This window comes from Psychrobacillus sp. FSL H8-0484 (genome assembly GCF_038005325.1).
Taxonomy (GTDB): domain Bacteria; phylum Bacillota; class Bacilli; order Bacillales_A; family Planococcaceae; genus Psychrobacillus.
Genome location: NZ_JBBOSZ010000001.1, coordinates 1,943,109 through 1,965,070 on the forward strand (window position 1 = coordinate 1,943,109; position 21,962 = coordinate 1,965,070).

General features: G+C 36.6%; 21 protein-coding genes, 2 pseudogenes and 1 other annotated feature. Of the genes and pseudogenes, 19 read left to right on the forward strand and 4 right to left on the reverse strand.

Translation table 11 applies throughout. The features are described 5' to 3' along the window. Nucleotides 1-31: 31 nt before the first annotated feature. Nucleotides 32-1,135 (reverse strand): M24 family metallopeptidase, encoded by a 1,104-nt coding sequence (locus MHH81_RS09370; RefSeq protein WP_445678085.1) that lies wholly within the window; start codon nucleotides 1,133-1,135, stop codon nucleotides 32-34. Between the two features lie 522 nt (nucleotides 1,136-1,657). Between MHH81_RS09370 and MHH81_RS09375 the strand changes: the two genes are divergently transcribed. The 6 genes from MHH81_RS09375 to MHH81_RS09400 all read left to right on the forward strand — a co-directional run bounded on the left by MHH81_RS09375 (nucleotide 1,658) and on the right by MHH81_RS09400 (nucleotide 8,915). Beyond that, complete coding sequence (locus tag MHH81_RS09375; protein ID WP_340920423.1) at nucleotides 1,658-3,346, forward strand: peptide ABC transporter substrate-binding protein; 1,689 nt, start codon at nucleotides 1,658-1,660, stop codon at nucleotides 3,344-3,346. A gap of 111 nt (nucleotides 3,347-3,457) precedes the next feature. Further along, nucleotides 3,458-4,396: an oligopeptide ABC transporter permease gene (gene opp3b, locus MHH81_RS09380; protein ID WP_340920425.1), complete on the forward strand. Its 939-nt coding sequence runs from the start codon at nucleotides 3,458-3,460 to the stop codon at nucleotides 4,394-4,396. Then, nucleotides 4,383-5,399 (forward strand): oligopeptide ABC transporter permease, encoded by a 1,017-nt coding sequence (gene opp3C / locus MHH81_RS09385; protein WP_340920426.1) that lies wholly within the window; start codon nucleotides 4,383-4,385, stop codon nucleotides 5,397-5,399. Before opp3b ends, opp3C begins: the two co-directional genes overlap by 14 nt. Nucleotides 5,400-5,410: 11 nt before the next feature. Continuing rightward, entirely contained in the window at nucleotides 5,411-7,390 is a 1,980-nt protein-coding gene (locus MHH81_RS09390; protein ID WP_340920427.1) for an ABC transporter ATP-binding protein, read from the forward strand. Between the two features lie 41 nt (nucleotides 7,391-7,431). Beyond that, a complete protein-coding gene (locus MHH81_RS09395; protein WP_340920428.1) occupies nucleotides 7,432-7,785 on the forward strand; it encodes a DUF3899 domain-containing protein in 354 nt (117 codons plus the stop codon). A gap of 53 nt (nucleotides 7,786-7,838) precedes the next feature. Further along, on the forward strand, nucleotides 7,839-8,915 hold the full coding sequence (locus tag MHH81_RS09400; RefSeq protein ID WP_340920429.1) for a M24 family metallopeptidase: 1,077 nt from the start codon (nucleotides 7,839-7,841) through the stop codon (nucleotides 8,913-8,915). Between the two features lie 361 nt (nucleotides 8,916-9,276). On the opposite strand, the gene MHH81_RS09405 is transcribed toward MHH81_RS09400, so the two are convergent. Beyond that, complete coding sequence (locus MHH81_RS09405) at nucleotides 9,277-9,405, reverse strand: hypothetical protein (RefSeq protein ID WP_340920431.1); 129 nt, start codon at nucleotides 9,403-9,405, stop codon at nucleotides 9,277-9,279. Nucleotides 9,406-9,529: 124 nt separating this feature from the next. Further along, nucleotides 9,530-9,748 (forward strand) — a binding site (T-box leader). A 130-nt stretch (nucleotides 9,749-9,878) separates the two neighbouring features. Between MHH81_RS09405 and trpD the strand changes: the two genes are divergently transcribed. The 7 genes and pseudogenes from trpD to MHH81_RS09440 form a co-directional block, all read left to right on the forward strand. Next, nucleotides 9,879-10,922 carry an anthranilate phosphoribosyltransferase gene (trpD, locus tag MHH81_RS09410; protein WP_340920433.1) on the forward strand — a complete coding sequence of 348 codons (1,044 nt, stop codon included), beginning with the start codon at nucleotides 9,879-9,881 and terminating at the stop codon, nucleotides 10,920-10,922. A gap of 38 nt (nucleotides 10,923-10,960) precedes the next feature. Further along, nucleotides 10,961-11,698 carry an indole-3-glycerol phosphate synthase TrpC gene (gene trpC, locus MHH81_RS09415; protein WP_340925209.1) on the forward strand — a complete coding sequence of 246 codons (738 nt, stop codon included), beginning with the start codon at nucleotides 10,961-10,963 and terminating at the stop codon, nucleotides 11,696-11,698. Continuing rightward, entirely contained in the window at nucleotides 11,695-12,309 is a 615-nt protein-coding gene (locus MHH81_RS09420; protein ID WP_340920435.1) for a phosphoribosylanthranilate isomerase, read from the forward strand. Before trpC ends, MHH81_RS09420 begins: the two co-directional genes overlap by 4 nt. A gap of 4 nt (nucleotides 12,310-12,313) precedes the next feature. Continuing rightward, nucleotides 12,314-13,519, forward strand: a complete 1,206-nt coding sequence (trpB, locus tag MHH81_RS09425) for a tryptophan synthase subunit beta (protein ID WP_340920437.1) — start codon at nucleotides 12,314-12,316, stop codon at nucleotides 13,517-13,519. Further along, on the forward strand, nucleotides 13,512-14,300 hold the full coding sequence (gene trpA / locus MHH81_RS09430; protein WP_340920438.1) for a tryptophan synthase subunit alpha: 789 nt from the start codon (nucleotides 13,512-13,514) through the stop codon (nucleotides 14,298-14,300). Before trpB ends, trpA begins: the two co-directional genes overlap by 8 nt. 203 nt (nucleotides 14,301-14,503) lie before the next feature. After that, nucleotides 14,504-15,685 carry an amidohydrolase gene (locus MHH81_RS09435; protein ID WP_340920439.1) on the forward strand — a complete coding sequence of 394 codons (1,182 nt, stop codon included), beginning with the start codon at nucleotides 14,504-14,506 and terminating at the stop codon, nucleotides 15,683-15,685. Nucleotides 15,686-15,744: 59 nt separating this feature from the next. Further along, a pseudogene (locus MHH81_RS09440) lies at nucleotides 15,745-15,888 on the forward strand (TRIC cation channel family protein); the annotation flags it as partial. An 18-nt stretch (nucleotides 15,889-15,906) separates the two neighbouring features. On the opposite strand, the gene hpaB reads toward MHH81_RS09440, so the two are convergent. Then, nucleotides 15,907-17,361, reverse strand: coding sequence for a 4-hydroxyphenylacetate 3-monooxygenase, oxygenase component (gene hpaB, locus MHH81_RS09445; protein ID WP_340920440.1), 1,455 nt, complete (start codon nucleotides 17,359-17,361; stop codon nucleotides 15,907-15,909). Between the two features lie 366 nt (nucleotides 17,362-17,727). Between hpaB and MHH81_RS09450 the strand changes: the two genes are divergently transcribed. From MHH81_RS09450 to MHH81_RS09465, 4 genes and pseudogenes are all read left to right on the forward strand, one after another. Continuing rightward, the gene (locus MHH81_RS09450; RefSeq protein WP_340920441.1) at nucleotides 17,728-18,213 is read left to right on the forward strand and encodes an NUDIX domain-containing protein; all 486 of its coding nucleotides are present in this window, start codon (nucleotides 17,728-17,730) and stop codon (nucleotides 18,211-18,213) included. 192 nt (nucleotides 18,214-18,405) lie between these two features. Further along, nucleotides 18,406-18,696, forward strand: a complete 291-nt coding sequence (locus MHH81_RS09455; protein ID WP_340920442.1) for a DUF5316 domain-containing protein — start codon at nucleotides 18,406-18,408, stop codon at nucleotides 18,694-18,696. A 151-nt stretch (nucleotides 18,697-18,847) separates the two neighbouring features. Further along, nucleotides 18,848-19,318, forward strand: a complete 471-nt coding sequence (locus MHH81_RS09460) for a DinB family protein (protein WP_340920443.1) — start codon at nucleotides 18,848-18,850, stop codon at nucleotides 19,316-19,318. 178 nt (nucleotides 19,319-19,496) lie between these two features. Next, nucleotides 19,497-19,703: pseudogene (locus tag MHH81_RS09465) on the forward strand (GNAT family N-acetyltransferase); the annotation flags it as partial. A gap of 193 nt (nucleotides 19,704-19,896) precedes the next feature. On the opposite strand, the gene MHH81_RS09470 reads toward MHH81_RS09465, so the two are convergent. Then, the gene (locus tag MHH81_RS09470; RefSeq protein WP_340920444.1) at nucleotides 19,897-20,070 is read right to left on the reverse strand and encodes a hypothetical protein; all 174 of its coding nucleotides are present in this window, start codon (nucleotides 20,068-20,070) and stop codon (nucleotides 19,897-19,899) included. Nucleotides 20,071-20,540: 470 nt separating this feature from the next. Here MHH81_RS09470 and MHH81_RS09475 point away from each other — a divergent pair, with 470 nt between their 5' ends. Further along, a complete protein-coding gene (locus MHH81_RS09475) occupies nucleotides 20,541-21,308 on the forward strand; it encodes a GNAT family N-acetyltransferase (protein ID WP_340920445.1) in 768 nt (255 codons plus the stop codon). A 174-nt stretch (nucleotides 21,309-21,482) separates the two neighbouring features. Further along, a complete protein-coding gene (locus MHH81_RS09480; RefSeq protein WP_340920446.1) occupies nucleotides 21,483-21,932 on the forward strand; it encodes a GNAT family N-acetyltransferase in 450 nt (149 codons plus the stop codon). The last annotated feature ends 30 nt before the right edge of the window (nucleotides 21,933-21,962 follow it).

Consider the following 21,962-nt stretch of genomic DNA (forward strand, 5'->3'; position numbering starts at 1 on the left):
TTACATTCAAAGGCATTTATCGATTAGTAACCTATAAGATTTGCAATTGTTTTGGAAAGGAAGTCAATACTTCTACTTTACCTTCTTCATTGATGTACACGATATCTTCAATGCGCACACCTCCATCTTCAGGAATATAAATTCCAGGCTCAATGGTGAATACTAAACCTGTTTCAGCAATCTCCATATTTTTCTCATGAATTGAAGGTTCTTCATGGATCTCTATTCCTAAGCCATGGCCAACACGGTTATTGAAGTATTGCCCGTAACCATGGTCAATAATGACGTTTCTTGCTGCGATGTCGAATGCATTTACTGGTACCCCCGCTTGAACTGCATTGATTCCCGCTTCATTTGACTTGAGAACGATATCGTAAATTTCTTTTTGTTTTTCAGATGCTTCGCCGATGATGAATGTTCTTGTAATATCAGAACAATAACCATCTTTGATAACCCCGAAATCAATTAATAGATAGTCGCCATTCTGAATTTTGCGCCCGCCTGGGGAACCGTGTGGTAATGCAGCCTTTTCTCCTGATAGGACAATTGTTGAAAAGGATGGTCCATCTGCTCCGAATTTTCGCATGAGAAATTCTAGTTCCCCAGTTAATTCCGCTTCTGTCATGCCTACTTTTACTTTCTTAATGCCTTCCTCCAACACTTTTTCTATAATCTCAATTGCCTTTCTTAAGTGGCCAATTTCCTCGGTTGACTTTTTCTTTCGTTGTTTATTAATAAATGGTTGTACGTCCACGACTTGTACAAGTGGGAAATGATCATTAAAACTCTTGAACCGGTAGTAACTAAGTGCTTTTGCCTCAATGCCAATTGATTTCGAAATATTTCCGATTGTATTTTTTACTACTTCGAAAGGAAGTTGTTCATCCGAAATAGTAACAATGCTTTTAATATCGGATGCTTGTGTAGCCGCTTCTTTATCTAAAGCAGGGACGAATAGATAAGTATTATTGCTAAGTGTGTTCATTATTAAAGACATGAATCTTTCATGTGGGTCCGATTTAAAACCAGTGTAGTAAAAGACGTTTGCAGGATCGGTAATCATCACCGAAAATATCTCCTGTTCAATGAGATAATTTTTCAAAAGCGTTCGTCTTTGTTCAAATAGTTTGTTCAAAATGGTGGCCTCCTAGAGATGTAATACTTATACACTTGCAAGAATCGTGCCCAATAATATAATAACAACAATTCAATGAATCGGATAATTTTGAGTTTTCTGTTAAATTGGCATGGATATTGCATTATAAATTACTAAACAAGAAAGGGGAAGATAAGAAGACATAGTAAGTTCTTTTAAGAAAATTTCGTAGAAAGTTGATTTAGAAGTAACAAGGATGAGAGGGGTATCGGAAATTTAAATCTGCTCTGCTTGTGTGTAAAGGTGTTTTTCGATTTATAACACCTTATAAATGTAGTGTGTTTTGGCACTCCATTCTCACGACAAAATCATTTCTAGTTTAAAAGTAATAACTGTATAAATATCTATACAATTAATAAAAAAAATACACTCTTTTATCAACTGTATAAATAATTTTACATTCGGTAAAAAATATACACTATATTAACGTTTGTGCTGAATTTTAACATTAATATTCTTTGTCTTTTGTAAACCATACTAATAGTTTAGGAGGCGGAATCAATGAAAAGAAATTTGAAACTACTTTTAACATTCATGTTAACTATTTTAGTTATATTAGCTGGATGCTATGGCGGTGAAAAGAAAGAAACAACAGAAGTGAAAAAAGGTGAGAATTCGAGTGAAGAAACAGCAAATACGAGTGAAGAAACAGTAAATCCGAGTGTCCTTCATCTATCAGTTGCTGGAGAAATTCCGACACTTAAAACAAACGGTCAAATGGATGGACTTTCACAAACAATAATTCAGAATATTTTTGAGGGTCTATTCAGAATGGATGCTAATGACAATATTATCGAAGGTGTTGTGGATACTTATGACATTAGTGAGGATGGGAAAAAATACACGTTCCACTTGAAAAAAAATTCAGTATGGAGTAACGATAAACCAGTGACAGCAGATGACTTTGTTTATGCGTGGAAAAGAAATCTACATCCGGATACTATTTCAGCACATGCCTATTTAATGGGTCCTATGAAAAATGCCTCTGCTATCCAAGATCCTGAAAATGCCCTTTATGGAAAAGTGGATGAACTAGGAGTTAAGGCAGTTGATGCTTCTACTTTAGAAGTGGAATTGGACAATACAGTGCCTTATTTCGTAGAACTCTTGACAAATCCTGTTTTCTATCCACAAAATCAAGAATTTGTAGAGGCAGAAGGTGATCAATATGCCTTAGAGCCAGAGAATTTGATTTTTAATGGACCATTCATCTTGGAAACTTGGGATCATGATCAAAAATGGATTTTGAAAAAGAACCAGAAATACTGGGATGCAGACAATGTAAAACTTGATGAAGTCAATTTCAAAGTGGCCAAAGACACTGCGACTGAAGTTAACCTGTATGAGACTAACACAATTGACGTTGTCAACTTGTCTTCAGAGTTTGTGGATGTATATAAGGATCATAAGGAATATACAACTACACTCAAATCAGAAGTATATTTTTTACGTATGAATCAAAAAAATCCACAATTAGCAAATGTTAATATCCGTAAAGCAATAGATATGGGCTGGGATAAAGAACAAGTTGCAAATGCCATCCTAAAGAACGGTTCTAAAGCTGCTCATTGGCTAGTATTCCCTGGTTTTGTTGATACACCAAATGGTGAGGATTTTAGAGATACCTTCGGTGAATTGAACAAAGGAACAGTTGAAGAAGCGCAAAAACTTTGGAATACAGGTCTGAAAGAACTTGGGGTAAGTGAAATTTCGTTAGAACTACTTAGTTACGATGACGGTCAACGAAAATCAGTAGCGGAGTTTATGAAAAATCAATTGGAAAAAAATCTCCCTGGATTAAAGATTACTATTAACCAACAACCGAATAAACAAAAATTAGCGTTGGAAGATGCACAGGACTATGATTTGTCCCACTCCGGTTGGAGAAATGATGTTGCAGATCCCGTTGAGTTTTTATCCGTGTTTTTATCAGATGGACCTTATAATTGGCAAAGTTTCAAGAACGAACAATTTGATTTGTTTGTAAAGAAAGCAATGGTTGATTTCTCGGATAATGAACAACGTATCAAGGATTTGCAGGAAGCTGAGGATATTTTGATTGGACAGGAAGCGGCAATATCACCAATGTACCAAGCGGGTTCAGCGCGTCTCATCAAGCCTTATGTGAAAGGCCTCACAGCACATTCCAATTCGACATCTTCTTATCAGTGGGTATCAATCGAAAAGTAATTAATGTTTAACAAAATCTTCCTGCTATATCTCCCATATGAGAATTAATAATGCGAGATATAGCAGATTACTTTAATGACAAGATAAATCATGAAAAAGGTAGTGACTTCCGTGAAAAAATATATTGGAAGCAGAATCATGTATATGCTATTTACATTCCTACTTATTGCAACATTCACATTTTTTTTAATGCAAACGTTACCGGGCTCCCCATTCAATGATGAACGTATGACGACAGAACAAAAAGAAATAATGTATGAAAGATATGGCTTAAATGAGCCAATGTCTGTTCAATACTTTAAGTATTTGAGAAATATAGTCAAAGGTGATTTCGGAGTATCATTTCAATTTGATGGTAGATCTGTCTCAAACATTATTGGAGAAAGAATAGGCGTGTCAGCAATTCTGGGTGCACAATCACTCATTGTAGGTACAATTATTGGACTCTTTTTAGGAATTGTTGCAGCACTGAGGCATAACACATTGATTGATTACGGAGCTATGGTGATAGCCGTTTTAGGACTGTCAATACCTAGCTTTGTACTAGCTGGTTTGCTCCAATACTGGATAGGAGTTCGCCTTCAATGGTTACCAGTTGCATTTTGGGAAGGATTCGAATATTCCATTCTACCGACAATTGCTTTATCTGCATTTGTTGTTGCAACGATGGCTCGATTTATGCGAACGGAAATGCTTGAAGTACTAGGGCATGAATTCATTACGACTGCCCGTGCGAAAGGTATTAGTGATTTTGCAGTTATCTGGAAGCATGGTTTACGAAATTCCATGATTCCTATTGTCACGATATTAGGCCCGTTAACTGTCGGATTAATGACTGGAACATTAGTTGTAGAAAAAATATTTAGTGTTCCTGGCTTAGGTGACCAATTTGTAAAATCTATTTTAACGAATGATTATCCAGTTATTATGGGTGTTACGCTCTTTTATAGTTTTTTATTTATATTAGTTATCCTAATTGTGGATTTACTTTATAGCGTTATAGATCCGAGAATCCGGCTTGCAGGAGGTGGGCAGCGTGAAGGTAAATGAATTTGAACTGTCCGAAGACTTATTTGAAGAAGCTGGGAATGAATTTAAAGTAGAGCACAGTGACAGTAGCCCATCATCAACTTTTTGGAAAGATTCATGGACTCGTTTACGTAAAAATAATGGGTCCATTATGGGCTTAATCCTTATTATTACCATCATTACTCTCGCAATATTCGGGCCAATGATGAATTCACACGGATTCGACGATCAAGATTTAACAAGAGCAAACTTACCACCAAAAATTCCTGTGTTGGAACATGTTTCATTCTTAGGAATGAATGGAGTCGACATTCGAGGGACAGATCAATACGATGCAAAAGGTGTTTCTGAATACTATTGGTTTGGAACGGATGACTTGGGGCGTGATTTATGGACTCGTATTTGGCAAGGAACGAGAATCTCGTTATACATCGCTTTTTTAGCAGCGGCATTGGATTTAGTAATTGGCGTTGCATACGGCAGTATTTCGGCCTATTACGGTGGAAGAATTGACAATATAATGCAACGAATTATAGAAGTACTTATGGGTGTTCCTAACTTGATAGTAGTAATTCTATTAATCTTAGTGTTAAAGCCAGGAATATTATCTATTACATTAGCGATGGTAATTACAGGTTGGGTCAATATGGCCAGGATAGTAAGAGGCCAGGTTTTAAAATTAAAGGGTCAAGAATTTATTCTTGCCTCTAGAACATTGGGTGCAAAAGATAAGCGGCTCATCTGGGGTCACCTTATTCCAAATTCATTGGGTCCTATCATTATTACGACCATGTTTACTATTCCAACGGCAATCTTTACTGAAGCATTTCTGAGCTTTATTGGATTAGGGCTACAACCTCCAATCGCTTCATTAGGAACGATTGTAAATGATGGGTTTAAGATGCTGAAAATATATCCACATATGCTTTTGTTTTCTTCAATTATTATCAGTTTAACCATGATAAGTTTTAACCTACTAGGCGATGGTCTACGAGATTCCTTTGACCCGAAAATGAAAAAATAGAGGTGAATATAGTGGAAAAAATCTTATCAGTAGACGATTTGCATATCTCATTCGATACGTATGATGGGGAAGTAAAAGCAGTTAGAGGCGTTACATTCGATTTATATAAAGGTGAAACTTTGGCGATTGTTGGAGAATCTGGATCTGGTAAATCGGTTATGTCTAAAAGTATCATGGGATTTATACCTAAACCTTCTGGAAAAGTAGTAAACGGGAATATCTGGTATAAAAAACGTGATATTACCACTTTTTCGAAAAAAGAGTTGATGAACATCCGAGGATCAGATATTTCGATTATATTCCAAGATCCGATGACATCTCTGAATCCTACAATGACTGTCAAAAATCAAATTATTGAAGGGATTTTAGCGCATCAAAACCTCTCGAAAAAAGAAGCGGGGAAGAAAGCGATAGAACTTCTTGGTTTAGTTGGCATTGTAAATCCAGAGGAAAGAGCTAAGCAGTACCCACATCAATTCTCTGGTGGAATGCAACAGCGTGTTGTCATAGCAATGGCACTTGCTTGTAATCCAGAAATTTTAATTGCAGATGAGCCGACAACGGCACTTGATGTAACAGTCCAATCGCAAGTTTTGGAATTATTGAAGGATATACAGATGAAAATGGGGACATCGATTATTTTTATTACGCATGATCTTGGGGTTGTTGCTAACATAGCTGACCGAGTAGCCGTTATGTACGCAGGTAAAATAGTAGAGATTGGGAAAACGGAAGAAGTTTTTTATAATTCACAACATCCTTATACAAAGGGGTTGTTGGCTGCAATGCCTGATTTAAACATAAGTCAAGATGAGTTGCATACAATTCCGGGCTCTCCGCCGAATCTACTTTATCCACCTGTTGGTGACGCTTTTGCACAGCGGAATGAGAATGCACTGAAAATTGACTTCATTCATGAACCTCCAATGTTTAAGGTATCAGATACACATTATGCAGCTACATGGCTATTACATGAAAAAGCAAAACCAACAGTATCAGTACTTCGTGTTGATCAAAAGGAAAAAAAGCAAAAGGCAAGCAATAATTTGGTTCGAGAAATTTCTAAGGAAAAAATATTGGAAGTGAAAGGGTTAAAACAGCACTTTAATAGTGGAAAAAATAAGGTTATTAAAGCTGTAGATGGAATATCTTTCGAAATTTACAAAGGGGAAACATTTGGACTAGTTGGAGAATCAGGTTGCGGGAAATCAACTACCGGAAGAACGTTGATACGTTTATACAATGCGACAGACGGTAAAGTCTACTTTAAAGGTGTCGATATTCACAAAAGTAATAAACTAAATCTCAATAAAAATATCCAAATGATTTTTCAAGATCCCTATTCATCACTAAATCCTAGATGGACTGTTACAGACATTATAGCAGAAGGGATGGATATTCACGGATTATATACTTCCCAGAAAGAGCGGATGGAAAAAGTTTATGATTTATTGAAAACTGTCGGTCTATCAAAAGAACATGCAAACCGTTATCCTCATGAATTCAGTGGAGGTCAAAGGCAGCGTATTGGTATCGCAAGAGCACTTGCCGTCGACCCTGAACTTATTATTGCAGATGAACCAATCTCAGCATTGGACGTCTCCATTCAAGCACAAATTACAAATTTACTGAAAAAGCTGCAAAGAGAAAAAAATCTGACGTATTTATTTATTGCCCATGATTTGTCGATGGTCAAGTATATTAGCGATCGTGTTGGTGTCATGTACCAAGGGAAATTGGTTGAAGTAGCAGAGAGCCACGAGTTGTATAATAATCCACTTCATCCTTATACGAAATCTCTATTATCTGCCATCCCAGTTCCGGATCCGAAAGTTGAGAAAAATAGAAAAAAAATAGAGAAAGAGCAATGGGATACTACCTCAGAAGATTATCAGTTAAGAGAGGTGTCTGAGGGACATTGGGTTGCATGCAATGAAGCACAATATAAGAAGTATACAAAGTTTGCATTAAAGCATTTGCATGTCCTTTAACTATTCTAGGAAAGGATTGGTGAAAGTGAGAGTATTTAAAAATGAATAAAGAATTTTTATGGACAATTGTGGGTATTGGACAAGTGGCAATACTACTTTTTTTCTTAGATGTAAGTGTTACTTATTGGGATGTTTTCTTTCTCATTGGTTTACTATTATTTATGGTTGGTGGTGTGCTTTTTCTATTAGAGAATAGAGTGTTCAATTTTTTCTTTTATAGTTTTAGAAAGTTTTTGCAAATATCTTCAAAAGTTGAAAGGTTTGTGTCAGAAGTGAATAGAGAGAGTGATTACCAATGGAAACTTGTTAAGAAATCGCCGTTTACTTTCTATATATTAGTTACAGGAATCACTATCATAATTGTTTCAACGATTTTTCCATACTACCTTTTCTAAGTAACTATGAATGTTGAAATATAAAAATATACTTAAACATTGGAGGAGAAAAAATGAATAGTGTAGAAAAAATACAAAAAAAATTAGATGAATTAAATATTGATGGAATGATGATTAACGGAGATTGGAATAGAAGATACGTTTCTGGCTTTACTGGAAGTAATGGTATTGTCCTTATAACAAAAAAAGATGTGAGATTCATCACTGATTACCGTTATTTTGAGCAGGCGACTATTCAAACCGATATGGCTGTTGTTTTACACAAGGATCATACTGGCCATAAACATAAGATTTATGATGAAGTAGCGAAACAAATCAAAGAGATGGGTATTACTCGTCTTGGCTTTGAACAACAGCATCTCAATTACGGAAATTACACCAAATTGAACGACCTCGTTAACGCAGAGCTAATTCCGACGTATGATTTGGTGGAAAATATGCGTATGGTAAAGTCTCCAAATGAAATAGAAAACCTAAGAATTTCTTCTAAGATTACAGATGATGCATTTGTATATATTTTGAATATCATCCGTCCTGGATTGACGGAATTAGAGGTAGCGGGGGAATTGGAAAACTTTATTAAAAAGAATGGTGGAATCACTTCGACTTTCAGCCCGATTGTGGCATCTGGAACTAGGGGATCCCTACCGCATGGTCGGGCTAGTGATAAGGTTTTAGAAAAGGGCGATATGATCACCATCGATTTTGGGACAAACTACAATGGCTATTGGTCTGATATTTCTCGAGTTGTAGCATTAGGGGAACCTAACGAAAAAATGAAAGAAGTTCAACAAGCCGTCTACCGTTCGTTTTCGAACTGTGCCAATAATATAAAAGCCGGAATGACGGATCAGGAAGTGGATAAATATATGAGGGATATATTAATAGAAACAGGATTTAATGAAGTTTCTGGAACGGGCACAGGACATGGAATTGGGTTGGAAGTTCATGAAAAGCCACTCTTTTCTGTAGACTCTGAGAAAATTTTGTTACCAAACATGGTTGTTACAATTGAGCCAGGTGTCTATTTAAAGGACATTGGTGGCGCACGAATAGAAGATATGCTACTTATCACAGAAGAAGGCTGCGAGGTATTATCACCATCAACAAAAGAATTGGTAATTTTGTAAGGATAAGTTGCAAAATAAGCCCATGATGATTGTAACTCTTCTAAAAGAATCAAAGTAAAAAAGAACAAAGAAAAAAGCGACTTTTGCTGTATTGAAAGAAAAGTTGCTTTTTTTTCTTTTATATAGGGATATAGCCCTTTTCTATAGCGAGTGTTCGTAAAACACCTTTTTCTTCGTCGGTTGTAACAATTATGCGTGATGTTACTTGATCGCCATATCGTTTTTCCATGTACTGCTGTAAAAAGCGAAATGCGGTTGCAGGTTCAGGGGTCATTCCTTACTTTGAAATAACATTTAATGTGACTACTTTGTCGTCCAAGTATGCCATTAGTTCCTTTACATAGAAGCCACTAACGAAATATCAAGCAAAAATTACCTCAAATTCATTTGGTTTCTGAAAAGGCTTAGATAAAGCATCTATTACCGATTTAGACCCTAAATAAGAGCCGCCAATACCTATAACAACAAACACATAAAAATAGTTTGACAATTAGAAGTCTTCCTACTATCATAGTAGTAACTTTTATGTTCGGATACGGGTAGAAGGAACCGAGAGCGGTTTCGCCCATTGAACAGACGAGCTGAGTATAGATGAGTATAGATGAGTATAGCTGAGAAATTGTTTGAATAAGAAGAGTAGCATTAGTATGCAAGGAAGAGAGTCAGTGGTTGGTGAGAACTGATTTGTAGCTAATGTGAATGGACTTATGAGAGCTATCTTGAGAACGATGAGTCGTTTTAGAGATAGACGTGTTTTCCTACGTTACAGGATGTGAAGTGGGAGTGGATACACTCCAACAAGAGGTGGCAACGCGGTCGATACCGTCCTCTTCAAAGGGATTTTTCTGAATTCCTTTGAAGAGGGCTTTTTTTATTTCTTTTAGAAATCAAAGGCTACGGCGGATGTCACTTAGATGCTATGGGATAAAGAAAATAGTTGAGATGAGCAGAGGAGAGGCTGAGATGAGAGAGTTTATTGGAAAAGTTGAGAAGCACGAGCATTTATTGTATGACGAAATGGTGGAAGCTTCACTGCTCTTGTTTAATGACAAAACAGTTTTGCAACAGATCGTGGATTTCTTGGTAGCCCTATCGAAAAAAGGAGAAACTGCCAATGAAGTGGCTGCACTTGCGACAGTGATGAAGTCTTTTGCTATCAAGCTGAATGAACCAGCTGGTAATTATATGGACAATTGCGGTACAGGTGGAGACGGATTAAACAGTTTTAATATAAGTACAACATCCGCTTTTGTGCTTGCAGGTGCTGGCGCAACCATTGCTAAACATGGAAATCGGAAAATTTCAAGTGCAGCAGGGAGTTCGGATGTATTGGAAGCATTAGGGATTCATACTTCTATTGGGCCAGATGCTTCCATTGATTTGCTGAAGCAAGAAGGTCTTACTTTCCTATATGCACCAAATGTGCATCCTAAATTAAAACGAATTAGTTTAGCAAGAATACAAATTGGCAAACCAACTATTTTCAACCTAGTCGGGCCACTAACAAATCCAGTATCCCTTACAACACAATATACGGGTATAAATAGAATAGATTTTGCAATGGAATATGGGGAAGTTTTACGATTACTTGGAAGAGATAGAGCAATAGTTGTTTGTGGCGCTGGAGGAATGGATGAGGCATCTCTCGCTGGTAAAAATACGCTTGTTCTCGTGGAGAAGGGAGATCTTATTCCTTTCACGCTGACACCGGATGAAGTCGGTTTATCTGCTGCTCCCGTTTCTGCAATACGTGGCGGAGATAGCGTTGCAAATGCAAAAATCATGCGAAAAGTCCTGAATGGAGAAAGAAGTCCTTATTTTGATACTGTCATCTTTAACAGTGGAATCGGTTTATTTGCAAGTGGTATCGTAAGTTCCATTCCAGAAGGAGTAAAACTAGCGACAGATTCTATACTCTCTGGAAAAGCATTAGAGAAATTAGAAGCAGTGATCGCTTTTAGTAATAGAGCAGTTGGTCAGGAGGTAGTAACTTGTCAACGATTTTAGATAAAATACTTCAGGCAAAAAAAAGTCAAATTGAAGAGATGTTAAGTACGCCGTTACTAGTGCAAGAAACAACTTATCAAAGGCATTCCCTTTTTGACCAAATGTATCATTCCGAGCACTTACAAATCATTTCGGAAATAAAACGTGCTTCTCCTTCCAAAGGATTGATCTCGGATGGAGTTAATCCAGCAGAACAAGCAATGAACTATTATAAAGCAGGAGCAGCTTGTATCTCGGTATTAACAGACACTCCCTTTTTCCAGGGAACATTTGCCGACTTACAGGAAGTTGCTCATACTGTTCCAATTCCAATATTATGTAAAGATTTCGTTATACACACAATTCAAATTGATCATGCAAAGCATGCGGGAGCATCTGTCGTCTTATTAATTGTTGCTGCGCTCACTCAAGAAGAGCTAACAAAACTGTATTCGCATGCTACAGGTCAAGGCTTAGAAGTGTTAGTGGAAGTACATGATGCGGAAGAGTTGGAACGTGCTTTACAACTAGATGCAAAATTGATAGGCGTTAATAATCGCGACTTGCGAACCTTTGAAGTGGATTTAGCTCGTACAGCAGAAATTGCTGCTCTTTTCCCTTTCCATGAGGAACGTGTATTAATTAGTGAAAGTGGAATTTGGAATGCGGAAGATGCTGTTCGTGTAGCAGAATATGGAGCAAGCGGAGTACTGGTAGGGGAATCACTCATGCGTAGTGGAGATGTAGAGACTGGTTTGCGGGCATTACAAGTGAAGCGAAGTGCCATCACCTTATGACAAAAGTAAAAATTTGCGGTCTGATGGAAAAAGAACATGTACAAGTGGTAGTAGATGCTGGAGCAGATGCCATTGGTTTTGTATTTGCACCGAGTAAACGGAAATTGACCGTTGAACAAGCAAAAGAGCTTGCAAAAGAAGTACCCTCGACTGTTTTGAAAATAGGTGTATTTGTAGATCCAAGTGAACAAGAGATAGAAACAGCTTTTCGAGAGGTCCCTTTAGATTTAGTGCAATACCATGGCAATGAAACGCCATCATTTATCCAAGCCAATGCTTATCCATCCGTTAAAGCATTATCCGTAAAGAGTGAAGACGATGTAGAGCATGCTAAGCAGTTCCAAACGGATTATTACTTATTCGATGCTCCAGGTGTAGATTACCAGGGGGGCAGCGGACTAACGTTCGATTGGCAGTTAATGAAGGGGCACAGGATTCCAGCAGATAAAGTTATTTTAGCTGGGGGATTGAATTCTACAAATGTGAGAGAAGCAATACAACGTGTTAAACCCTATATGGTAGACGTATCCAGTGGTGTAGAAGTGGATGGAAGAAAAGATAAAGAATTGATTCGTACGTTTATTCGTGCTGTCAAAGACGGGGAGAGATAAGCATATGGTAAAAACAATCGATGAGTCAAAAGTTGGTAGATATGGAAGATTTGGTGGTCAGTATGTGCCGGAAACATTGATGACAGCACTTATTGAACTGGAGCAGGCATATGAAGAAGCAATTGCAGATCCTACTTTTATCGAGGAAGTAAATTACTATTTAAAAGACTATGTTGGTCGTGAAACTCCTTTGTATTTTGCAGAACGCTTAACAGCAGAACTTGGCGGAGCGAAAATTTACTTAAAACGAGAAGATTTGAACCATACAGGTGCACATAAAATTAATAATACGATTGGTCAGGCCTTACTAGCGATGCGAATGGGCAAAAAGAAAATTGTTGCGGAAACTGGAGCAGGTCAGCACGGAGTGGCAACAGCAACTGTTTGTGCATTATTTGACCTGGAATGTGTTGTTTTCATGGGGAAAGAAGATGTACGTAGACAGGAATTGAATGTGTTCCGAATGGAGCTTCTTGGTGCAACAGTTGTTTCTGTAGATCAGGGTTCAGGAACGCTAAAAGATGCTGTTAATGAGGCACTCCGTTATTGGGTATCCAATGTGGAAGATACGCATTATATTTTAGGTTCGGCGCTTGGCCCTCACCCATTTCCTCGAATCGTCCGCGACTTCCAGCGAGTAATTGGTGTAGAAACAAGGAAGCAAATCCTTGAAAAAGAAGGCAGATTACCCGATGCAGTTGTTGCATGTGTAGGGGGAGGAAGTAATGCGATCGGTATGTTCCATCCATTTATTGAAGATGAAGAGGTTAGATTGTATGGGGTAGAGGCTGGAGGAAGTGGAATTTCTACGGGCTTACATGCAGCCGCTGTTGCTGAGGCAAAAGAAGGTGTTCTCCACGGCGCATATATGTATATCTTGCAAGACGACAATGGCTTTATTCAAGAGGCTCACTCTATATCAGCCGGACTTGATTATCCTGCTGTAGGACCTGAACATAGTTATTTACATGATATTGGCCGAGTGAAATATACATCGGTTACAGATTCAGAGGCACTAGAAGGTTTGCAATTACTGTCGAAAAAAGAAGGTATAATTCCTGCTTTAGAAAGTGCCCACGCTATCCATTTTGCAGTCGGTTTGGCAAAAGAGATGCGTCCAGAGGAGATTTTAGTTATTTGCTTATCAGGGCGCGGGGATAAAGATGTGCAAACAGTAAGAGATGCGTTAGGGGTGAAGATAAATGGATAAAACTAAATTAACCAATGCGATAGAATCTGTACTTCATAATGGGCATAAGGCATTTATTCCATATATAATGGCTGGAGATGGTGGACTTGAAACGCTAAAAAAGAACATTCTTTTTCTACAAGAAGCGGGAGCTACGGCTATTGAAGTAGGGATTCCATTTTCAGATCCAGTCGCCGATGGGCCGACAATTCAAAAAGCAGGAGAACGGGCACTTGCAATTGGAACAACACTTCGTTTAATTATGCAGGAAATTGAATCGTTTCATGAAGTGGTTCAAGTACCGCTTGTTCTCATGACGTATTATAATCCTGTGCTAAGTTATGGGATAGAGAAGTTTGCAATGGATTGTGAGCGTATTGGAATTGGCGGATTAATCGTACCAGACGTACCATTGGAGGAAAGTGATGTTCTTCGAACAGTACTGGCAAAGACAGATGTAGCGTTAGTTCCACTTGTTTCATTGACAAGTCCTCCTGAACGCATTGCTAAAATTACCGCTTCAGGGGAAGGGTTCATTTATGCAGTGACTGTAAATGGCATTACAGGTGTTCGAGACGGTTTTGATGAGCAGTTGGAGCAGCATTTAACAAAGTTAAAAGACCTAAGTACTATTCCAGTCCTTGCGGGATTCGGTATTTCTACTCCAGAACAAGTAGGAAGTATTGCTACTTTAACTGATGGGGTAATCGTAGGTAGTGCCATTGTCGATGCTTTTCATCAAAATGATTTAAATAAAATCCGAGAGCTTATTCAAGCGGCCAAAAAGAAAGTGCTTAACTAAGCAGTTAAGTGAAATTGGGCGTCCGAAACTAAACGGTTATTCAGTAAGGAAAGCCCATAGCGTCCGTTAAGTGCAAAACTATTCGCAGACGTTTACGGTTGCTTTGGAATGTACTATAACTATATTTTCGCATTGTTATCAATTATCTTTATGGTTCCAAATAATGCTGGTAAAAGTGAAGTTAAATAAGGAGAGTTCTAGTTATGAAAGAAAAATTAATGGAAATGTTGGATGAACGTAAAGATGAAATGTTTCAAATTCGCCGTTTTTTACATGAACATCCTGAATTATCATTTAAAGAAGAAAAAACGGCTCAATATATTGCTGACTTTTACAAAGGAAAAGACGTCGAAGTACAAACAAATGTCGGGAATGGTTACGGAATTATTGTAACAATAGTAGGAGGAAAACCAGGGAAAACAATTGGATTACGTGCAGATTTTGATGCGCTTCCAATTGTAGAAGAAACGTCTGTACCCTTCAAGTCTAAAAATGAGGGTGTCATGCATGCATGCGGTCATGATGGTCATACAGCTTACTTGTTGGTTCTTGCAGATTGTTTAATTCAACTGAAATCAGAGCTATCGGGAACTATTAAAATAATTCATCAGCATGCTGAAGAAGTTCCACCAGGTGGAGCAAAAAGTATTTTAGAATCTGGACTGTTGGATGATTTAGATGAAGTGTATGGAATTCACTTGCTACCAATAGCTCCTGTTGGAATGGTTGGTTACAATAAAGGTTATGCTTTCAATGGTCGAGCATATATGAAATTGAAAATACAAGGCAGAGGCGGACATGGTTCATCGCCTCACCTAGCAAATGATGCAATCGTAGCAGGTGCTCACTTTGTAACCGCAGTTCAAACCATTATAAGCCGCCGATTAAGTCCATTTGACATAGGAGTAATTACAATTGGATCGTTTGATGGAGCTGGAACCTTTAATGTGATTAAGGATAGCGTAGAACTTGAAGGGGATATCCGTTACATGACGGTTGAAACGAAAGAAACGATTGAACGAGAAGTAAAGCGCCTTGTCAAAGGACTTGAAGAAGAGTTCGATGTAATTTGTGAACTTACCTATACACCAGACTATCCTCCTTTGTACAATAATCCTGAACTTACAGAAAAAGTAGCAGAAGCTCTTAAAAATGCGAATGTGAAAGAAATTACAGAAGTAAAAGAAGTCCCACCAATGGCACCATCTGAAGACTTTGCTTACTATGCAGAAAAGTTTCCTGCTTGTTTCTTTTATATTGGATGTACACCAAAAGGGGTTGAAAAACCATATTTCAACCACCATCCAAAATTTGATATCGACGAAGATGCACTCTTAGTTGCAGCAAAAGCCGTCGGACAAGTTGTTTTTAGTATACAAGAATAAAACAAAAGAGTCGTTCAAAATTTACTTTTTGAACGACTCTTTTGCGATTAAATGGGTCTATTAAGGAAAGGAGGAATCGCTTTGATGGGGGACTTCTTAACATCATTGGTACCATAGCTTTTGCGATAAGTGGTGTGCTTATCGTATTAGAAGAGGATAATGATATATTAGCTGTTTACTTTTTAGGGTTTATGACAGCATTCTGAGGCGGTTTTGTTCTGTTAGTCTTTCGTTTTTGAATCTAAAAAATTTCTAACTGTTTTTACATAATCATTTTTGGGATAGCTCTTATATAAATCGCTTGATAATCGAACCGGGTCGCCATAAAAAAACCTCTCGTATTGGGTTTGTCTTGTTCCAAATGAACTCATTGTTAGATCCCAGGCCAAACGAAATATTTTCACTCGTTCCTCGGCTGTTTTAGTTGCACCTTGAAGGTACTGATCTAATTCTGTTCTAATAATAGAATGAAATGCTTTTTCTGTTGGTAAAGATATCATTCCGCTTGCTCCCAATATTTGAACAATTTCACTGAAACGAGGATAAATTTTTGGGAAAATATTACTAGCAACCTTAAGCGGAACAATATCGGGCCGCATATAGCCCCATTCGTCTAATGTTGCGTCATTCTCCGATTTTTCTAACAAAGCCTTCATTGTTTCAAGACCAATGATGATTTCCGACATTTTTTCTTGTATATGTTGAAACTCACTAATGTTAATCGTTTCTATAAGAAGCTCAGCAATCCCTAAAATAAACTTTGTTTTTTCGATTTGTCTAGTCAATACTTGGTGTTTAGCAAAAGGGTGGAAAGAGCTTTGCGTGATGAAGTCTTCGGCTACTTCAACGTTGTTATAATAAAAAACTCGATCCCATGGAACTAATACATTATCAAAGACAACAATGGAATCCATTTCCTCGTATCGTGAGCTTAATGGGTGGTTAAAAGAAGATTCGCCCCCGATTAGGGTATCCCTACAAATAAACTTTAGCCCTTTCGTATTAGACGGAATCGAAAAAGCAAAAGCTTCATCGACTTTAAAGAGAAATCGAGCAACACTAAAAACTAATACCTCATCGGTTAAACCACCTTGCGTGGCTAAAAGCCGTGCACCTTTAATGACGATTCCTTCTTCATTTTCATCAATAACCTTTGCAGTGATTGGTTCATCCTTCGAATTTTCAAAATAGATTTGAGAACGATTCACTTGTGGAGAAATAAATGTATGTGTAAACGATAGGTCCTTTTCCCTTGCCATTTCATAAAGGGCTAGGAGATTATTTGGAAAACATTTTTCTTTGCCTTCCAAAAAGGATGCTGAAGAGGCAAAGCTCATTAAAACAGTGTTCAAATAGTCAGGGCTTCTTCCCATAATACCGAAAGTCTGCTTTGCCCAATGTTCGAACATCTTGCGTCTTTTAATTAAGTCCTCTTTCGTTTTGGGTTGCAAATAGGAAAGTCCAATCGCTTCTCCTGATATTGGTGATTTAAAAGTCATCTCATTTTTTATTTTTGGGTCATGTTGCAAATCATAAAGAGAAGCTTTTGTATGAATAAGCCCTTTGAAGGCTGAGTGTTCAGATATCAATCCCTCCACTTTTTCACCGTCAAACCAAATTTCAGAATTTAAACCATTTAATCGGTTAATAAAATTTTCTCCATCTATAGCGCCCATGTTCACACTCCATTATTAAGAATAAAGTAATTATTTTTATATTATTGCTTAGAAGGTTCTATTGTTCTTAAAAAGGGAAATTTATTATTTAATAATTAAGGAGATACCTAAAGCTGATGAAGTAGCAATTACATTAAATGCAAGAGATTGTAGAAGATTGGTAGTATGAGAGCAAAACCACCACACATTTTACATAATGTAGGGGGCGATTTTACAGAAATAGAAAGTAATTTTCAGATAACGGATGATTTCAATAAGAAATGAATAAAGGGTATTATTAAATAACGTTGAATTTTATTAATTAAACAAGAGTTTTTACATTTGTGATGCAAGATATTGAAAAACAATAATAGGAAGTGAGACTAAGTGCAATTTCATATAAGGGTACGTGCAGGGGCAATAATCATTGAAGATAATAAAATATTGTTAACAGAATATAATGACCCTGTTAGGGGTATTGTCTACGATTTACCTGCAGGTGGAACCGAACCAAATGAATCTATTATGGAAGCAGTTATAAGAGAAGCGAAGGAAGAAGCGTGTATTGATGTAGAAGTTGGTCCCTTAGCCTTTGTATATGAATATACACCACATCTTAATTTTGAAAAGTTTGGGAATACCCATACATTAGTTATGATGTTTGAATGTAAATTAAAAAACCACTCAATTCCAAGACTTCCTGAAAAACCAGATCCCAATCAAATAGGGGTAAAATGGCTACCATTATCAGAGTTACAAACCGTTGAACTTTATGCTAATATCGGAAGTTCTTTACAGGATTATACTCTTAACAAGAGAAATATTGATTTGATTGAAGAACATAAACTAAATCAGATTATTCCAATGAAGTAATAATTAAAATCCACGATTTTTATTTCTTAAATCAAGTGATATTTTTTTATAGAATTAACGTTAGCTGGGAAATTAGCAGGTTCTGTGCGGAGTAAGGGAAATGCCGGAGATAACTTCAAACGTTTACCTATTTCTAACGGTTAGTTCAATTACTTAAACTTTTGTGTCAATTAACAGCAAAGGGGGGATAACTTGAGGTATTTTTTAATCGGAATTCTTCTATCTCTAATAGGTGTATTAGTATCTATTGTGATATGGGATATTGAAATGGTTACTACTATTACAAGTGGAATAGGTTTATTTTTTATTGGAATATCATTCATTTTTTCAGGTGTATTAGTTAGTGGAGATAGAATGAGGGCTAACTTAGCAACTGAATCTGATGAAGGTAGAAATAAAAGAAATAATGTTAGTTTTCGTTCAGCTTTGATTGGAATTCCGAGTTTTGTGGTAGCAATTTTGTTTTATTTTTTATTGAACTAACGGAGGCATTAGTAAAAGATCTGAGCCTCATAGACGGTTCTTTTTTTCTTATTGAACGAACGCAGCAGGTTAAAAGAGAAGGATAAAAGAATAGTTGCAAAAAATAGAACATATAATTTTGAGTAATAAAATTTATTAGGAGGAACCCAATATGGAAGCGTTAATTGAAGAGTATGGTCTTGGATATAAAATGTTGCGAGAAGCCATAAATTGTTTATCTGAGGAAGAGCTTAGGTTTAAGCCTGCACCGAATAAATGGAGTATCCATCAAGTTTTAATCCACGTAGCGGATTCTGAATTAGTTTCAACACAGAGATTGAAAAAGGTCTTGGCAGAGGAGGAGCCTCTTTTGACGTCTCCTGACCAGGACGCCTGGGCGAATGCATTAGGGTATGATCAGTTGGACCGTGAACAATATCTACTCCTATTCGAATTGCTTCGTTCCAGTATGCTGCCAATTCTTGCCCAGTTAACAACTGAACAAGTAAAGAGAGTAGGGGTATATGCTGACGAAGGACGCTTCACCTTCAAGCAATTATTGGAATACCGCGTTGAGCATATACGAGGACACCTTGCACAGATTGAACGTTTGAAGAAGGAGTATAGGCAAAGACAGGTATGATGTGAAGTATTCATTACAAAAACTTGTTGAACTAACGGAGTGCTTTAGTAAAAATCAAAGGGTTGCTTTGGCAGCTCTTTTTTCTTGTTCAGAAAACGCAGTAGGTTAGTTGAAGAAGGAAGAAGATGAATTCTTGTCGAATACTACAAGATATAAATTAATTAAGAAGGTGAAATTCATAGAGATTAGATTGGAAAAAGCAACTGAAAACGATGCACTAGCTATTTTTGATATTCAGGTTAAAGCTTTTATACCTTTGTTGAATAAGTATGAGGATTACTAAACAAACCCAGCAAATGAAACTATCGAAAGAGTAATATCGAGAATTAATCAATCCAATGGTGGTTTTTATAAGATATTATCTGACAATAGCCTTGTGGGAGCTAACTACCATGGAAGAACGTAATTTTCTTGCATATTCTTTGGTGATGCAGGGCTTCATGGATGGCTAAAGGGGCAAATTAGTGCTATCAGAGAACGAAAGTTTTATGTTGCTTTTGACACAAAATGCGTAACAATTCATACAACAATAATAGAAAAAAGAACTGTCCCAAAAGGAACAGTTAATTTATAAAAGTTTATTTGACAGCTTTAAAAAGAGCTTTTCCCTTGTTGTAGACAAATCTTTCCCATTTAGCTAACAACCCGTTTCCATTCTCGCCACGCTCTAATTCTAATGCGTGATTTTTATGGAAATCTAATACACGTTTATTATGATCTTTTTCCCATTGGTGCAAAGGGTTAGGTTTCATTTTTTCAACCTCCTTTACAATTAGTTTCTTAATTATATGGCTAGGTTGGATAAATTAAAAGTAATTTATATCTAGTTTATTGAAAATAGGAATTGTTTGAGATTGCAAAGTGGTTAGTTTATGGCATAGTACGACCATAATATGCAATGGAATATGCTTATTCAACAAACGGATGCTTTAGTTAAAGATCATGGGTTGCTTAAGCAACTCTTTTCTCTTATTGAACTACCATGGAAGAACGTAATTTTCTTTCATATTCTGTGGCGAAGCTAGGCTTTATGGATGGCTAACGGGGAAGTTTAGTTCAAAAAGCAAAATGAATTTTTGATAATTTAAAATGGAAAATTTACTCAAAATTGGAATCTCTATTCATTTTAAACGTATTAAAGTAAATGGCAGTTTAGTTGAAGAAGATATATTTAGAATAATATCGAAGTAATAGGAATAAAGGTTGAAAGGGTGATTGTATATTGACTCAAATTTCTATGGTGAAAAACCTTTTAAAAGAATCATTTAAAGTATTAGATGGCATGCCTCTGTATATTGGAATAGAAGAGAGAGAGATGGCGGACTATGACCAGAATAACTGGAAAGATAAGATAAATACTTTAAATGACTTTGCTATACAAAATAAACTTAACAGAATTAGTGCTTTAATTAACAGATCTTCGGAACACTATTTGGTTCTTTCGCAAATGTTAATTAACTTCGGATTTGAAAAGTATGCTTCAAAAGTTGAAGTATTTAGAGACTTAAATGATATTAATAAAAATAAAAAAGGGTATGATTGGAAATCATTAAGTGACTATAAAATATCGGAAGATGAGTTTAAGAAAATTTGGGAGAAATGTATGTATGGGTCTGAAAACTCCCCAACTTCACTTACAATGGATGAACATCTAAACTCAGTGAAAAATGAGATAGGGGAGAATTGGACTAAATCTTGTAATGTCATTTACTTGGAAGACAAACCCATTGGTATATCTATTCCTCACATAGAATGTGGCACTGTAGACAAAGGAAGGTTATTTTATTTTGGGATTTTACCTGAAGAGAGAGGGAAAGGACATAGTGTATCTATTCACTATCAGTCCATGAATTTACTAAAACAAATGGGAGCAACCTATTACATAGGAATTACGCATGAGACCAATAAAAAAATGCAGAAAGTATTTATAAAAAATGGGTGTTCAATTAAGGCCGAAACAGAGTCGTATTATAAATATATAAGTAATTAATCCAATCAGTTCTTTTACGGTGGCTATTCTTATTGAACTAACGCAGCAGGTTAGTTGATGAAGCTAGAAAGAAATTTTATAAATGATAAAATACCTGTAACAGGTAGTATTTATCGAATTTATTTCAGGAAAACAATATATAAAGCAGTAAACAAAACTTGAGGAGGTATTGTAGTGAACCGACACAAAATGATAATTACTCAGTATAACCCCAAATACGCTGAACAAACAGTGGATATGTGGCGAGATAGTAAGGAACAGGCTATTGGTCAGAAAGAAATTCACAGCTTTGAAAATCAAGTTTATTTTTTAAATCATATATTACCTGAACAGTTTCAAATAGATTTAGCGTTAATTGATGAAAAAGTAGCTGGAATGATTGCCTATAATGAAAAGGAAATAAGCCAACTATATATTCATAAAGATTATCAAGGAATCGGTATAGGTCATGCATTACTAGATAACGTAAAAGCACAATCAAGTGGGAGATTAACATTATACACATTTGAAGTAAATGAAAATGCACAACGATTTTATGAAAAACATGGATTTGAAATCAAAGGTAGAGGACATGAAAATGAAGAAAATTTACCTGATATTCAATATGAATGGATATCCAAATAAATGATGTAATCGGGTGCTTTAGTGGAAGAT